Annotated in this window: 14 protein-coding genes, 3 tRNA genes and 1 rRNA gene; 14 read left to right on the top strand and 4 right to left on the bottom strand. The window is 48.1% G+C overall.

The genetic code is table 11. The features are described 5' to 3' along the window. The first annotated feature begins 102 nt into the window (after positions 1–102). The gene (locus GJ688_RS15830; protein ID WP_170292074.1) at positions 103–951 is read left to right on the top strand and encodes a methyl-accepting chemotaxis protein; all 849 of its coding nucleotides are present in this window, start codon (positions 103–105) and stop codon (positions 949–951) included. 180 nt (positions 952–1,131) lie between these two features. Here GJ688_RS15830 and GJ688_RS15825 read toward each other — a convergent pair whose 3' ends face one another. Continuing rightward, positions 1,132–2,409, bottom strand: coding sequence for a glycosyl hydrolase family 18 protein (locus tag GJ688_RS15825; RefSeq protein ID WP_170292073.1), 1,278 nt, complete (start codon positions 2,407–2,409; stop codon positions 1,132–1,134). A gap of 290 nt (positions 2,410–2,699) precedes the next feature. On the opposite strand from GJ688_RS15825, the gene GJ688_RS15820 reads away from it, so the two are divergent. The 9 genes from GJ688_RS15820 (at position 2,700) to GJ688_RS15780 (ending at position 8,780) form a co-directional block, all read left to right on the top strand. After that, a tRNA-Arg gene (locus GJ688_RS15820) sits at positions 2,700–2,776 on the top strand. Between the two features lie 18 nt (positions 2,777–2,794). Continuing rightward, a tRNA-Arg gene (locus GJ688_RS15815) sits at positions 2,795–2,871 on the top strand. Between the two features lie 68 nt (positions 2,872–2,939). After that, the gene (locus tag GJ688_RS15810; protein WP_328597386.1) at positions 2,940–3,398 is read left to right on the top strand and encodes a nucleoside deaminase; all 459 of its coding nucleotides are present in this window, start codon (positions 2,940–2,942) and stop codon (positions 3,396–3,398) included. 21 nt (positions 3,399–3,419) lie between these two features. Continuing rightward, positions 3,420–3,511 (top strand) — tRNA-Ser (locus GJ688_RS15805). Between the two features lie 756 nt (positions 3,512–4,267). After that, positions 4,268–4,531, top strand: coding sequence for a phage tail protein (locus GJ688_RS15800; RefSeq protein ID WP_155477516.1), 264 nt, complete (start codon positions 4,268–4,270; stop codon positions 4,529–4,531). Positions 4,532–4,556: 25 nt separating this feature from the next. Next, on the top strand, positions 4,557–4,805 hold the full coding sequence (locus GJ688_RS15795; protein ID WP_155477515.1) for a phage tail protein: 249 nt from the start codon (positions 4,557–4,559) through the stop codon (positions 4,803–4,805). A gap of 18 nt (positions 4,806–4,823) precedes the next feature. Further along, positions 4,824–6,464 (top strand): cadherin-like beta sandwich domain-containing protein, encoded by a 1,641-nt coding sequence (locus tag GJ688_RS15790; protein WP_155477514.1) that lies wholly within the window; start codon positions 4,824–4,826, stop codon positions 6,462–6,464. A 331-nt stretch (positions 6,465–6,795) separates the two neighbouring features. Next, on the top strand, positions 6,796–8,070 hold the full coding sequence (locus GJ688_RS15785; RefSeq protein ID WP_155477513.1) for an O-acetylhomoserine aminocarboxypropyltransferase/cysteine synthase family protein: 1,275 nt from the start codon (positions 6,796–6,798) through the stop codon (positions 8,068–8,070). A gap of 326 nt (positions 8,071–8,396) precedes the next feature. After that, positions 8,397–8,780, top strand: coding sequence for a CoA-binding protein (locus GJ688_RS15780; protein WP_155477512.1), 384 nt, complete (start codon positions 8,397–8,399; stop codon positions 8,778–8,780). Between the two features lie 270 nt (positions 8,781–9,050). Here the strand turns inward: GJ688_RS15780 and GJ688_RS15775 are convergent, their stop codons facing one another. Next, entirely contained in the window at positions 9,051–10,004 is a 954-nt protein-coding gene (locus GJ688_RS15775; protein WP_235911039.1) for a DMT family transporter, read from the bottom strand. Positions 10,005–10,280: 276 nt separating this feature from the next. On the opposite strand from GJ688_RS15775, the gene GJ688_RS15770 reads away from it, so the two are divergent. Then, positions 10,281–11,126 carry a flagellin N-terminal helical domain-containing protein gene (locus GJ688_RS15770; protein ID WP_155477511.1) on the top strand — a complete coding sequence of 282 codons (846 nt, stop codon included), beginning with the start codon at positions 10,281–10,283 and terminating at the stop codon, positions 11,124–11,126. Positions 11,127–11,372: 246 nt separating this feature from the next. Here the strand turns inward: GJ688_RS15770 and GJ688_RS15765 are convergent, their stop codons facing one another. Both GJ688_RS15765 and GJ688_RS15760 read right to left on the bottom strand, forming a co-directional pair. Continuing rightward, positions 11,373–11,915: a PD-(D/E)XK nuclease superfamily protein gene (locus tag GJ688_RS15765; RefSeq protein ID WP_207708828.1), complete on the bottom strand. Its 543-nt coding sequence runs from the start codon at positions 11,913–11,915 to the stop codon at positions 11,373–11,375. Continuing rightward, entirely contained in the window at positions 11,890–12,759 is an 870-nt protein-coding gene (locus GJ688_RS15760; protein ID WP_155477510.1) for a Dam family site-specific DNA-(adenine-N6)-methyltransferase, read from the bottom strand. Before GJ688_RS15760 ends, GJ688_RS15765 begins: the two co-directional genes overlap by 26 nt. A gap of 203 nt (positions 12,760–12,962) precedes the next feature. Here GJ688_RS15760 and GJ688_RS20805 point away from each other — a divergent pair, with 203 nt between their 5' ends. From GJ688_RS20805 to GJ688_RS15750, 3 genes are all read left to right on the top strand, one after another. Next, positions 12,963–13,349: a nucleotide-binding protein gene (locus GJ688_RS20805; RefSeq protein WP_328597385.1), complete on the top strand. Its 387-nt coding sequence runs from the start codon at positions 12,963–12,965 to the stop codon at positions 13,347–13,349. Positions 13,350–13,366: 17 nt separating this feature from the next. Then, complete coding sequence (locus GJ688_RS20800; protein WP_235911038.1) at positions 13,367–13,756, top strand: ATP-binding protein; 390 nt, start codon at positions 13,367–13,369, stop codon at positions 13,754–13,756. 375 nt (positions 13,757–14,131) lie between these two features. Further along, positions 14,132–14,698: ribosomal RNA gene (locus GJ688_RS15750) — 16S ribosomal RNA — on the top strand; the annotation flags it as partial.

The raw sequence follows: 14,698 nt of genomic DNA, 5'->3' as shown, positions 1-14,698 counted from the left end.
TTATGGAAGCTAACATTTAGGAGTGATAACATAGTAATACAACCCTACGTTTTACATTGAATGCTGGTTATTCAAAATGAAAGAAAGAAGGAGAAGCACCCGATGAGTCAGGAAGAAAGTAAAACCAAATCCCTAATAGAAAGTATTGCCGTGGCTGCCCCCTTTTTTGGACAAGTTATGCTCGAAGATGCCATGATTGGGGTTGTAGACCAGGAAAAATTTTTAGCTTATATTCCAAGTAAGACCATCAACCTCGGTGTCAAGCCGGGTACACCCGTTCCCCAAGAGGACCAGTCGATGCAGGATGCCCTCCAAGGAAGACCCTCATCCTTGCGGATTCCGGACGAAGCCTACGGCGTACCTTTTCTCGGAAAAACCATCCCGATTCGTGATGATCATGGGAATGTGCTCGGCGCGTTAGGGATTGGTTACAATATTTCGACGCAAGTGTCAATCGAAGGCTTGCTTCAGCAGGTCAAAGAGGTGACAGAGGATTTGAAAGAGCGTTCCCGGGGGATTGCCGAGGCGGTCCAGCAATTAGTGACGATCATCGCCGAAGTCCGCAGTAACGCCGAACAGGCGAATCAAAACTCTTATCAAACCGAAAAAGTGTTGGAGTTTATCCGGAAGATCGCCAAACAGACGAATCTCCTGGGAATCAATGCGTCCATCGAGGCGGCCCGGTTTGGTGCCGATGGGGCTGGTTTCTCGATTGTGGCCAAAGAAATTCAAGCCTTATCGAAGAACTCCAATGGGGCTGCCGATCAGATTGGAAGATCGCTGGATGAGATTTCCCAAAGCATCCATGAGATCGCGGGCTTTTTAAAAGAACTCGATGAAAAGGTCAACGGCTACGCGGGGATGTGGGAGGAGTTTGACGATCAGTTAGAAACGTTGATGACGATGGATTCCAAAGCACAGGATCTGATCGACAGTTTGGTTCACGCCTAAAAGTCAAAGGTTAGTTCCTTTACATAATCTAAATAGGAAGGTCCCGTTCCCCGATATAAGAGGGATGGGGCCTTCGCTATTTCTGGGTATCCCATAGATAAGACGTCTATGTCGCTAGAGCGGTACCATCAGGGGAATGAAAATGATTAATTTTTAGGATAGGATAGGTGCACTACGAGGTTAAACGATTTTTCGAATGGTGAAGTTATCGGCGAGAAGAATCCAGTTTTGCGGAAAATCGCCCCCTAAGACCCAGTAACTGACCCCTCTCAGGTTGTAGGCTTTCACTAGGTCAAATTTGGCCTGGGCACTCCGGGCGTCTTCAAACCAAACGATGTGCTCTCTTCCCTGTTCATCATAATAATTGAAAAAGGGCGCCTGGGACCGAGGGTCATATTGAATGGCGGCGTTGTAGCGAAGGGCGAGGCGAATCGCTTCCTGGGGACTGATGCTTCGGGCCCACTGTCCTCCGGGAACGTAGGGGAGAACCCAGTCGTATCCGTAGAGCGGCATACCCATCATAATTTTATTTGCAGGAATTACCGTTGTAGCGTAGTCGAGGACTTGACGGACTTGAGGGACTGGTGCGACGGCAAGCGGCGGCCCGCCAGACCATCCCCATTCATAGGTCATCAAGATGACAAAGTCCATCAACTGCCCATGGACGGGATAATCGTGGGCTTCATAGAGAGTTCCCGTTTGCGTGCCGCTCGTTTTGGGCGCCACGGCCGTGCAAAGCAGGTAGCCTTGAGGACGGAAGCGAGCGACAACCCGCCGCAGGAATTGGTTGTACAGTTCTCGGTCTTCCGGGAAGATGTACTCGAAGTCGATATTCAGCCCACGATATCCTTTGGTACGCAGGGTGGACTCAATATTGTCAAAGAGACGGTTTTGCGCCGTCTGATCCGTAAAAACGGCTCGGGCAATCTCGGAACTGAAGGTACCTTCAGCAAAGTTCGTAATGACCATCAACGGCGCTACCCGTTGATTTAAGGCTTCATTGATCACTGTTTGATCATTGATGGGAACGAGATCGCCATTCGCTCTGACTTGATAACTGAAAAAACTCATATAGGTGAGGAAGAAGCCCACATCCCGGGTGATCTGCCGTCCCCGCTCTCCCATGATTTCCAAATAAGCGTTGACCTCGATGGGGGTTCTCTCCCGCTGGGGGATGCGCAGAACCGTCCCGGGAATCAACGGGGCCGTTACAGGAATGTTGTTGGCCTGTGCCAGCGCTTCTGGCGTCACGCCGTACCGTTGACTCAATGTAAACAGGGTATCGCCGGGACGAACCGTATGGGATTGCGCGGTAATCGGGATAACGATAGACTGGCCGATGATTAATTGGCCCGGATTGGGCAATAGATTGGCCCGCTGGGTATCGTCAATGCTGACGCCATAGCGGCGGGAAATGGCATAAAGGTTCTCGCCTGGCCCTACGGTATGAATGAGCAAGGGACCACCTCCGTGACATACATTTGCTTCAGTATATGGCGGAAGATCCGATTGGGGATTGCCAATTAAAAAAATGTTCCCTTTGAAAATGCTCCCCTGCCAAACAAAAAAGTCCGTTATGAAAGCAGAAAAATCCATAGGATATTCCCGTTTGGTCGGCGATTTATTTTGAAAACATGTATTAGTTGCATTTCGCGGCTGCCCCCAGGATTTGGAGAGGCCCGGTTCTTGACTTCTAGCCAAGTTAACTGGTATACTTCTTCTGCGGTGCGAGAGTACCGGTAACATGTGCGCCCGTAGCTCAGCTGGATAGAGTAACTGACTACGAATCAGCAGGTCGGGAGTTCGAATCTCTCCGGGCGCGCCATTCTTCTTTTCGATTCTTGCCTCCGTAGCTCAGTGGATAGAGCGAGGGCGTCCTAAGCCCTGTCGTCGGGAGTTCGATTCTCTCCGGGGGCACCAGGAGTGCATCGCCTGATAAAGGTGTTATCGATAGAATCCGCCGGGCAACCGGAAAGCAGGGGTCTCCAGTGTTTGCCGATGACCACAAATTCATGGGAATGGCATTAGAAGAAGGGCGCAAAGCCTTTACACAAGACGAAGTGCCGATCGGCTGTGTCATCGTCAAAGACGGTGAAGTCGTCGGCCGTGGATATAACCTTCGGGAAACCGATAAAAATCCCGTGGCCCATGCGGAAGTACTAGCCATTCAAGATGCGGCCCGGAACCTGAACGGTTGGCGGTTGACAGGCACGACACTCTATGTTACAGTAGAGCCCTGTCCGATGTGTGCTGGTGCGATAGTGCTTGCGCGTATTCCCCGAGTGGTCTTTTCGGTGATGGACTTAAAAGGCGGCGCCGCAGGCACCTGCTTTAACATCTTGGAAAGCCACTGGACAAACCATCGGGTAGAAGTGGTCTCGGGTATCCGGGAAGAAGAAGCCCGCGAGTTGATGCAGGCGTTTTTTCGACGCTTGCGGAAGAAGTAGTTTCAAATGAATAGCTAATACGGAGAGGTGGCTGAGTTGGTCGAAGGCGCCCGACTCGAAATCGGGTAGGCGTTAACAGCGTCTCGTGGGTTCGAATCCCACCCTCTCCGCCATATTAAAGCCCGTTAAATCAGCGTTTGAACGACTCAGACGTTGATTTTTTATTTTTCTAAAATCAGTTGAGGGATATAATTTGGCCTATGCTCGTCAGGATAATCTTGTCGCGGGGGATTTGCAGGCGGTGATGCTTAAAAGTAAGAGTCCTTACCTATTTTCGGGTAAGGGCTTTTTTTTATGAAAAAGCCATTTTCATGATAGCCTGTGGCCCAATGGGCCATGAACGTTTTATTATAAATATAAATAAGTCTGTGGCAGTGGTGTTCATAATCTTCGGTATTATATGTGAATAAGATCAAAAGGGTTATGACACGAGTTGCCTTTTTTGCCGTTAAAGTTTGATTATTGATGTAAGAAATTTGCTGAGTGGATTGGGATATAGCAGGAAATCGGGTAAATATCTAGAAAGAAACAATAACCAATATAGAGAAAGTAATTGTTAGAATTACGTAGATTTTAAGACTGCCGCTTTGCCTGTTTACCGCCCATAGAACAACAGATTGAAAGAGGCTAGTTCCGGCATTTGGTTGACTCTTTATCGGGCAAAGTTAATCTAACTGCCGGCTCGCTTAGAAAATCTAATAGAAGGCAGAGAGTGAGGTGTTGCGAGGTTTCAAAGCAGTTGCAACTAAGTCTTTCTAAAACAAACTTAATAGGCAATGCTATCCCGAAATTAATGACGTTTATTCCACGAAGGGTGTTAAGTCAAGGGTTCGAGCATTCGTTTAGAAGACAATGAGGAGGATGATTTTATGGAACCTATTTTGGGACAAATTCAGATTTTCGCTTTCAACTACGCTCCAGATGGTTGGACATTATGTGATGGAAGACAACTCCAGGTGGCTCAAAATCAGGCGTTATTTTCTCTCATTAGCAATACGTATGGCGGCGATGGAAGAACCACGTTCAATCTGCCTGACTTGAGAAATGCTGCTCCTTTTCCGTCCACAAACCCGTCGGCACCAAACTGTGCCTATTACATCGCGACGATGGGGATTTACCCACCGAGACCTTAATTTGTACACGATAGGAGTGTTATAGATGGAACAAATGGTGGGCGAAATCAGGCTGTTTGCATTCACCTCATTTGTCCCACAGGGCTGGTTAAAGTGTGATGGAAGCCTGTATAACTGGCAATCATACCAGCCGCTCTATGCTTTGATCGGCAACATTTATGGGGGAAATGCACAGCAAAATACATTTGCAGTGCCTGACTTAACAGGTGCAGAGCCAGACCCCCACATGATGTACTGTATTTCCTACACTGGCGATTGGCCGGTAAGACCGTAATTGAGAGGGGGATTTCACTTGCCGAACTCAGTGAACATTACCCAAGGCAAGCCAGCCTCGGCAAGCGGCTATGTAAGGCCATATGAGCCTGCCAGGGCGCTTGATGATTCCGTAGCGCCCTACAGCAGATGGCTTTGCGCCTCTTCGACGGCTAGTTGGCTGATGGTGAATCTAGGCGGCATGTTCAAAGTTACCAGTTGGGGAGTTACTTGCATCGGTCAAGCAGGATGGAATCAGACCTGTAACTTAAGTGATTTTAAACTTCAGGTTAATACCAGTTCTATAGCAAGCCCTGTGTGGATCGATGTGGACGTTATGGCGGGGAATATGGCCAACATAGTTAACCGAAACGTATCAGTTAAAGCAAATGCATTGAGGCTTTACGTCATGAAAGGAGATTCAAGGCCTATAAGCCAACTTGCGTCTATACTCAATTTCGGCGCAATGGGCTACGCTCTTACAAATAACGCAAACCTGGCGAATCTCACTTTAAGCAGCGGCACGCTGACTCCTGCGTTTTCCTCAACTGTTACTTCATACAACGCCACAGTAGCAAATAATGTGGCAAGCATTACGGTAACCCCTACGGCTCAAGATGCTGACGCCACCATTACCGTCAACGGTCAGGCTGTAGCGAGTGGAACGGCGTCCCAAGCTATAAACCTTGTTGTTGGACAAAATACCATAACAGTCGTTGTAAAATCCCCTGATTTATCGACAACAAAAACATATACCATAACTGTTGCAAGACAAGCGCCTGTAAATGTTGATTTGTCTAACCTGACCATAAGCAACGGTACGTTGACACCTGGATTTACTTCGGGTAATACTTCTTATACCGATACGGTCACAGCAGATGTAGCCACCGTTACGGTAACGCCCACGGCGGCAGACGCTACTGCCACGCTCAAGGTCAACGGGCAAACCGTAACAAGTGGGACGGCATCCCAAGCAATAAGCCTTGCTGTTGGAAGCAATGCGATAACAGTCACTGTGACTTCCCCCGATGGTTCGACAAGTAAGCAATACACCGTCACCGTGACAAGACCGGCGTCTTCCAATGCGGATTTAGCTAACCTCACCGCAAGCAGCGGAACGGTGGTGCCTCCGCCACCCGGTGTATCTGGTACGCCGTATACTGATACGGTCACAGCAGATGTAGCCAGCATTACGGTAACCCCTACTGCAGCAGATCCAAATGCAACGATAAGGGTTAACGGGCAGGTTGTAGCAAGCGGAGGCACTTCCCAGGCGATTAATTTGTCAACGGGAGCTAACTCGATAACGATAGACGTTACGGCTCAAGACGGGACTACCAAGTCGTATACGTTAGTGGTTACAAGGCTATCCTATACGGCATTTTTGTTAGGGCTTCAGGTTTTAGCGCTGAAAACGTCGGTGGCACTCAACCCCACGTTTAATCAAACAACGCTGGTTTATACCGGTTCTGTAGGCAGTTCAGTAGCAAGTGTAACGGTAAAGCCGACTGCGGTGTACCCGAATGACGTAACGATAACCGTAGCCGGTAATGTTGTTGCGAGCGGTTCCATATCACCGTCAGTGAATTTACTAGGAAACAGTACGGATATATTGATTGTTGTACAATCAAAAAATAACTCCACTGTTAAAGTGCAGTATAAAGTAACAGTAAATAAATAAAATCGAAAACAGCATTATGTACTTCATGACTCAGTAAAGCGTTCAACTCGAAATCAGAGAGGCCTATCCGGCGTTCTAGGGGTTTTGTCTCTTCGCGAAGAGGCAAAACCCCTTTGCTATTATTTCGATAAAAAACAACTGGGTATCTTCGCAAAATATAGCGACAGTATAAATGGGAGCGTTCGGATTGTATTCTCATTTAGGGGGAGGTATAATTATCTCCAAATTGGTATCTTCGGAATTTTCGCCCTCTTCTGCGTAGTCTTTCTAGGAAGGGGGTTAATTTGTCAAGCAACCGCAGTCACTAATTTTGAATCTATGGAGGTAAAAGATGAAAATCGAAACGAAATGCTTACACGAGGGATACAAGCCAGGAAACGGCGAGCCGAGAGCGCTGCCGATTTACCAAAGCACTACATATACCTATGACTCCACAGAACATATTGGCAAGCTCTTTGACCTCACCGCGGAAGGACATATGTACTCACGGATCTCCAACCCCACCGTGGCAGCCGTAGAAGAAAAGATTGCTGCATTAGAAGGCGGCGTCGGTGCATTATGCACAACATCGGGACAGGCGGCCTCTTTGATCAGTTTGCTGAACATCATGAAATCGGGAGACCATTTTATCAGCGCCTCCACTATTTACGGCGGAACGATCAATCTCTTCGCCGTAACCCTCAAAAAGCTGGGCGTTGAATGCACCTTCGTCGATGCTGACGCCTCCGAAGAGGAGATCCAAAAAGAGTTTCGCCCCAATACGAAAGCTGTCTTCGGCGAAACCATCGCCAACCCGGCATTGGCTGTATTGGATATCGAGAAATTTGCTCGCATTGCCCATGCCAACGGGGTGCCGCTGATCATCGATAATACTTTTGCGACGCCGATTCTCTGCAGACCCATTGAATATGGCGCAGACATTGTGATCCACTCGACCACTAAGTATATGGATGGACATGCCATTCAAGTGGGCGGGGTGATCGTCGACAGTGGAAAATTCGATTGGACCAATGGTAAGTTTCCAGAGTTTACGGAACCGGATCAATCCTATCACGGAGTGACCTATACCAAAGACTTTGGCGCAGCCGCATATATCGTCAAAGCGAGAGTTCAGCTCATGAGAGACTTTGGAACCTATCCGTCGGCGAACGCCGCCTTTTTGCTCAATCTGGGCCTGGAAACGCTCGCCGTCCGGATGGAAAAACACTGCCGAAACGCCGAAAAAGTCGCTCGATATCTAAACCAGTGTGAAGATATCGAGTTCGTCAACTACCCTATATTAGAGGGAAATAAATATCATGAACTGCAGAAAAAATATCTCCCATTAGGTTGCAGCGGAGTGATCTCCTTTTCCATTAAGGGCGGAAGAGAAAAGGCGATTACATTCATGGATAGCTTGAAACTCGCCTCTAACGTTGTCCACGTGGCAGACATCCGGACCTGTGTTCTTCATCCGGCTAGTGCGACCCATCGGCAACTCACCGATGAACAACTCTTAGCGGCCGGGATCACTCCCGGGATGATTCGACTCTCTGTCGGACTGGAGAACGTGGATGATATTATCGAAGATCTAGACCAAGCGCTAGCTGCAGCGAAGGCGATTTAGTAAAAGTCACAAAGAAAGGGGCTATTAGAGCGTAAAATTCTAATAGCCCCTTTACTAAACTCCCTTTTGACAGGTTCTCGGTATAATTCTTTTGGCCATCGTATGAATGGAAGAGGACTGTTTACGGACAATAACTGAAACCCGCTTTTTTGGCATGTCTCTTCAAAGTGGAACGATAAGGATGCTCCCTTTTGGGGATTTTAAGGGGAGAAAAATCATTCGTTGGAACCTATATCTTAAAGATTTTTGGCTTGGATAAACTTACCAGGAAAGTCCTTTGCTGTTATGATAAACAGAGAATGCAAAATTTTACTGAGGTGTGTGCGATGGAAGACTTGATTACATCCATGCTCGAACAGAAAGTCTGGGTCGTGGCCGGTTCTTTTCGGAACGAAGAAAAATGGGCCTATAAGATTTACCGCAAGCTAAAAAACAAAGGCTACACTGTTTATGCGCTCAACAAGGCTGTAAAAGAGGTCGATGGCGATCGGACCTACCCGGAACTCAAAGACTTGCCGCAAATTCCACAGGTCATCAACCTGGTGACGCCACCGGAAGTGAGTCGGAAGCTGGCCGAGGAAAGCAGTAAACTGGGAATCACTTATGCCTGGTTTCAACCGGGGGCCGATAGTGCTGAAGCTGTAGAAGTGGCCGAGAAGGCAGGCATGAAGGTGCTCCATAACGCTTGTGTCTATGCGCTCCACAGTTGATTCGAGATTTATTTGATTTAAAAGATGGTTTATTTTAAAGGATTGATTCTAAAGGTAGTTGAAAATAAAATGCCTCGCCGTCCTTCAAGGATGAGCGGGGTATTTTTACTCCTTTGCTTGGGGAAAGGCGAAATAGATGGTCAATTCAAGCCAATTGGTTTCCCAAGAGCGAATGATAATGGTATATTTCTTTCCCCGTTTATCCTTGAATCTTGAAAGTTTACTAACGCTTATAAACTGCGTCTTACCGACATCATCATGATGATAAATTTAATCCGCTTGCAATGAACGAGTCTTTTTCCGAAAGGTCTTTTCCCAGGTCACCAGTAAAATGGAGATGATGATGATGACACCGCCAACCAGTTGGATGGGAATGATGGTCTCGTTGAGATAGACATAGCCTCCGAACACTCCGACGATGGGAATCAGATTTAAGTACAGCGTCGTTACGGTCACATCCAACTTGGGTAAGGCGTAATTATAGAGAAAATAACAGGCAGCCGAGCAGAGCACGGCAAGAAACAAAATGTGACCAAAAGCGACATAAGAAAAAGGCTGCCACTCGTTCCGTTCGAGCAGCGATAAGGGGAATAAGAGGGCAGTGCCCAAAAGGGTCTGAATCATGGTGAGATACAAGCCGGAGTATTTGAGAGAAAGAGACTTGTTTTGCATCGTATAGACAGCCCAGGAGACCATGGCACCTAAAACGAGCAGGTTGCCGAGAAAAGTATTGGATGTAAAGTCGACTTGCCCGTTTGCGGTGACCGAGAGATATGTACCTAATAATGAGGCTATGATCGCGATGCTTTGAATGAGGGAGACGCGGGTTTTGTATATGACGATATCCATGATGATGGCGAGGACCGGAACGATAGAGGTGATCAAGGAAGCGTTGGAGGCGGTCGTCAGTTTAATACCGCTGTTTTCGAAGAAGAAATAAAGTGTAATACCCATGGCACCGGCACCGAGCATGGGGATTCGGTCCGACTTCTCGAGCCGCGTAGCGGGCTCGCTAATTTTTACCACAATCCATAACAAGATCGAAGCGATCACAAACCGGAGCAAGGCTAAAGTGATCGGCGGCACCTCGGCAACCGCCTCTTTGATGCTGATAAAAGAAAGTCCCCAAAAGAGTACTGCTATTAGCATAGCGATGTTTGCGATGACAATGGGAAATTGTAGTGTAGATTTTTTGGACAGGAAAACCTTGTCGGTGTTGTTCAATTCCTTAACCTCCTGGATACGTTCATAATACAATTCTAAACAATAAATGGGGATGGCGGCAAGGAAAGACTATTTAGTGAGGTAAATTACAAAGTGTATCAACGCTGGAGCGCTATAAAAGAAGCCCTTATCTTACCTGTGGGGCAGATTAGGGCGACTAACTGCGTCAATATCCCTTTTGGCACCAGATGCAGTAAAGCCACGAAGTGTTTCTGTCGATACTATGTATAAGGATAATCTTCGGTGTCATGGACACCTTCGAAATGGGGTTGCTTCATGTTCAACCTTTACTTTCAGGGTGCTAGACAGGCATGTCGATATTACAATTATCATGTGAAAATGCAAGGATACTATATAGCTCGAATATCCTCGGGTCAGCGTATCTTGACGGCTGCTGACGATCCCGCGGGGTTGGCAATCTCGGAAAAGATGCGTGCTCAGATCCGAGGGCTAAATATGGCTGCACGTAATGCACAAGATGCAATATCGCTTGTACAAACGGCGGAAGGGGCACTTAATGAGACTCATGACATGCTGCAGCGGATCCGTGAATTAACTGTTCAAGCAGGAAACGGAACTCTCACATCCCTCGAACGCCAAGCGATTACCGATGAAGTGGATCAGCTTCTGAAGGGAATTAATGATATCGCAAACCAAACAGAGTTTAATACGATTAAGTTATTGGACGGCTCTTTTCAGAATAAACATTTTCAAATCGGAGCCAACACGGGGCAGTCTATGGATTTAAGCATAGGGTCTAACGATAAATCTACGCTAGGCCTGGATAGTCTCCTCGCAAAACTTCAAACTCCAGAAGGGGCTAGTGACGCCCTGGACATCGTAGATGGTGCTATTGGGAAGGTTTCTTCCCGAAGGGGTCTTTTAGGTGCTGTGCAAAATCGTTTAGAATATACCATTGATAACCTCACGACCTCGGCAGAAAACCTCACTGCTGCCGAATCACGTATACGGGATGCCGATATCGCACAAATGATGCTCGAGTATACCCGTCATAGTATCTTGGCCCAGGTCGCTCAAGCGATGATGGCACAGATGAATATCCAAGCAAAGCGAGCGTTAGATCTGTTGTTGGATAGTTTGGGATATGAACGGAAAAGTTAAGATTTGTTATTGTACGTTGTCGTACTGCTTTGAAGGTTTATGCCATCGGGCACCCGTCCATACTTCATTCCAGGAGTGTGAAGTATGGAAGATTTCCCGATGGCCTTTTTTAAAGGTCTGTTGGTAGCGGTACTGCTGAGCGTACCAGTATGGGGGATCATTATCGGTGGCATTTGGATAGCATTCTTCTAAAATAGATGACCCGACCATACTACCGACAAATGAAAAAAGCCTGCCGAAGCAGACTTAGCGAAACCGTTTATTTGCCCATGTGACAAACTCGACTAGGTTCATCACTTCAATGTTTTTAGATTGCTGTTCCGGCGTAACAGCATAGAGTTTTTGCCGGGCGGCATCTTTGAGCCAGTGCACGGCAGTGGGTTTAGCGCCACCGCCGTCTAACAAGATGAGAATCTCTTCTTCCAGCATGGCCTCTAGACAGTTTAGATATAAATAGGGGTACTTTTCATCGACACTGCCAGCGGTTTGTTGCCATTTGCATTCGATGCGGATGCGACAACTCCAACAGCTGGAACGAAGAAGAAACTCCGTATTGCCATTATGTCCATAGATACTTCGGTACGGTACGTTTTGGAAGAGTAATTCCTGACCATAGTGCGCATCGGCGGCGGCTTGTCCAAACCGTTCCACATAGGATATGTAGTCACGGTATCGGACGGCAACAAAACCTTTGCTGCCAAGCACACTGAGCACGACACTTTCCAAGGTATTGCCGGTGCTGTTGGTTTGGTTGCCTTGCGATTTACCAGGCAGCGCCCCTTTGACCACCGGGTTCACCTCCCTGCCCAGATACCGTTTCCCCCGTGAAGAGGGCCAACACTTCCTCCACCTTGTTCCGATTGTTTCCGTCGCGGCTGATGAAGCGTTGGACCTGAATCAACTGCATATCGGAGGCGCTATATAACTCTCGAGCTTCTGTGGTGTGGTGGTTCGAGAGTAGGACCGGGATCCCTTTTCGGGCCAATCGTTCACATAGGCGGGCGAGTTTCTCTTGCTGGACAAAGGAAAAGCCGTTGGTGGCATAGGTCGTGAAGTTAGACGTCGAAGAAAGCGGCAGGTAGGGGGGATCCATATAGCAAACATCGCCCGGCTGAACCAGCTCTTCGACATCTTCGAAATTAAGCACTAAAAATTCGGCCCGGGAAAGGCGCTCCACGAAGGCCCGCAACTCTTTCTCTGGGAAATAGGGCTTTGTATACCGGCCAAAGGGGACATTGAATTTTCCTTTTTGATTGAACCGCATGAGACCGTTGTAGCCATGGCGGTTTAGGTAAATGAGCAGCAGCGCTCGTTCATAGGGATCTTCCGTCTCGTTGAACTTATTCCGAAAATGATAATATGTTTCCCCTTGGTTATTTTCCGGGCAAAAGAGTGCCCGGACATCTTCAATAAAGGCATCCGGTTGGGCTACCAGTGACTGGTACATATGGATTAGATCTGCATTGATATCACATACAAGATGGCTATCAAAGGGAGCATTCAGCGATAGGGCACAGGAACCGGCAAAAGGCTCTACGAGTCGTCGACCTGCAGGCAGTCGTTGGAGGATGTGATGAAGAATTTGATATTTGTTTCCTGGCCATTTCATAAATGGCCGAAGCAAAGCTCCCATTTGGTTTTTCCCCTTTAATTACAGCTATAAAAATTGTATCAACTGAGTGCAGGCCTGTCCAATAGAAAGAAAAGACTCTGTCGAAACGGTGATGTAGGTGAAAGATTGTCAAGATATTGGGAAGGAATAAGATGGCCTCCTAGAGAATGAGGACCTTAAACGAGTGACATTACACGTACCAATGGGATCAAGGAGGCTTTTTTGTGGGACAAAAAGGACTGAAAATCGCTATATCAGGCAAGGGCGGCGTCGGGAAAACCACATTGGCCTCCCTCTTTTGCTATGTCCTAGCCAATCAGGGAAACAAGGTGCTCGCTGTCGATGCCGATCCCGATGCCAACCTCGGTATGGCCTTGGGATTTCCGCCGGACTTAATGGCGAAGGCGATCACGATCGCTCAAGACCGGAGATTGATCAAAGAGAGAACTGGTGCGGAACCGGGTACATCGGGGCAGTGGTTCAGCCTCAATCCGACTGTCGATGATATTCCGGAAAAGTACGTAATCGCCTATCGAGGGATCAAGCTGTTGCAGATGGGGGCTGCTCCGAGTGGGGGGCTGGTTGTTATTGTCCCGAAAGTACGCTGCTAAAGGCGCTGCTCTCGCATTTGGTTCTGGATGATCGTGACGCTCTAGTTGTCGATATGGAGGCCGGTTTGGAGCATTTAGGAAGGGGTACGGCCAGAGGGGTTGATGCTTTCATCGTCGTCGTGGAACCTGGACAGCGCAGCTTTGCCACAGCCCGATCGGTCGTCCATATGGCCAAAGATCTAGGTGTGAAAAAGGTTTATGCCGTGGCCAACAAAGTCGGCGAAGTATCTCCCATGGTCATTCAAGATGCCTTGGGAGACATCCCGCTGCTTGGCCTATTCCCCTATACCACTGAGGCAGTACAGGCAGATCTACAAGGAGAGCCGCTGTTTGACAGTTGCCCCGATATGGTCCGTCGGGCTGAAGATATTCTCCAGCGGTTGTGCGGGATGACGGGAGATTCTTAAACGTAAGCCTTTGTTGTCCCAAAATATCCCATTTGACTTTAAGTGTATTCACTGATAAACTATCTATCTGTTGCAGCTGATTTAGGTGAGTAGCCTGCTTTCAGCAAAGGGACTACACGTTTATGGATATCTAAGAGGCGAACTAATCTATCGGTTTTAAAGAAAAACAAAACAATTTCTTGAAAATACCAGTTGATTTAGTTTTGCAGGCGTGATATTATAGTTCTCGCCCCGGTAAACGGGAAGAAAAATTTGGTCCTTGAAAATCAAACAGTTGTTAAAGCAAAAGCGTGCGAAACTAAAGTCAATTCGGCCCGCGCAAGCGGGACGGACAAATTTTATCAATCAGAGCTTGACTCAAGCTTATCTACATTTTTTGTGGAGAGTTTGATCCTGGCTCAGGACGAACGCTGGCGGCATGCCTAACACATGCAAGTCGAACGGAGAGCTGAAGTTTCGATGGAGGCTCTTAGTGGCGGACGGGTGAGTAACGCGTGGATAACCTGCCTGAGAGTGGGGGATAACAGCCCGAAAGGGCTGCTAATACCGCATAATGTTCCTGGAGGACATCCTTCGGGAACCAAAGGAGCAATCCGCTCTTGGATGGGTCCGCGTCCGATTAGCTAGTTGGTGAGGTAACGGCCTACCAAGGCGACGATCGGTAGCCGGCCTGAGAGGGTGAACGGCCACACTGGGACTGAGACACGGCCCAGACTCCTACGGGAGGCAGCAGTGGGGAATCTTCCGCAATGGGCGAAAGCCTGACGGAGCAATGCCGCGTGGGGGATGAAGGTCTTCGGATTGTAAACCCTTGTCTTCGGGGAAGAAGTTTTGACGGTACCCGAGGAGGAAGCCCCGGCTAACTACGTGCCAGCAGCCGCGGTAATACGTAGGGGGCAAGCGTTGTCCGGAATGACTGGGCGTAAAGCGCGTGCAGGCGGA

This window comes from Heliobacterium mobile (assembly GCF_009720735.1).
Taxonomy (GTDB): Bacteria; Bacillota; Desulfitobacteriia; order Heliobacteriales; family Heliobacteriaceae; genus Heliobacterium; species Heliobacterium mobile.
This window is presented reverse-complemented; position numbering and strand designations above follow the sequence as displayed.

Bases quoted from the DNA above. Each gene is read 5' to 3' on its own strand.
- GJ688_RS15830 (WP_170292074.1), top strand. From the start codon at position 103: ATGAGTCAGGAAGAAAGTAAAACCAAATCCCTAATAGAAAGTATTGCC.
- GJ688_RS15800 (WP_155477516.1), top strand. From the start codon at position 4,268: ATGGAACCTATTTTGGGACAAATTCAGATTTTCGCTTTCAACTACGCT.
- GJ688_RS15795 (WP_155477515.1), top strand. From the start codon at position 4,557: ATGGAACAAATGGTGGGCGAAATCAGGCTGTTTGCATTCACCTCATTT.
- GJ688_RS15785 (WP_155477513.1), top strand. From the start codon at position 6,796: ATGAAAATCGAAACGAAATGCTTACACGAGGGATACAAGCCAGGAAAC.
- GJ688_RS15780 (WP_155477512.1), top strand. From the start codon at position 8,397: ATGGAAGACTTGATTACATCCATGCTCGAACAGAAAGTCTGGGTCGTG.
- GJ688_RS15770 (WP_155477511.1), top strand. From the start codon at position 10,281: ATGTTCAACCTTTACTTTCAGGGTGCTAGACAGGCATGTCGATATTAC.
- GJ688_RS15760 (WP_155477510.1), bottom strand. From the start codon at position 12,759: ATGGGAGCTTTGCTTCGGCCATTTATGAAATGGCCAGGAAACAAATAT.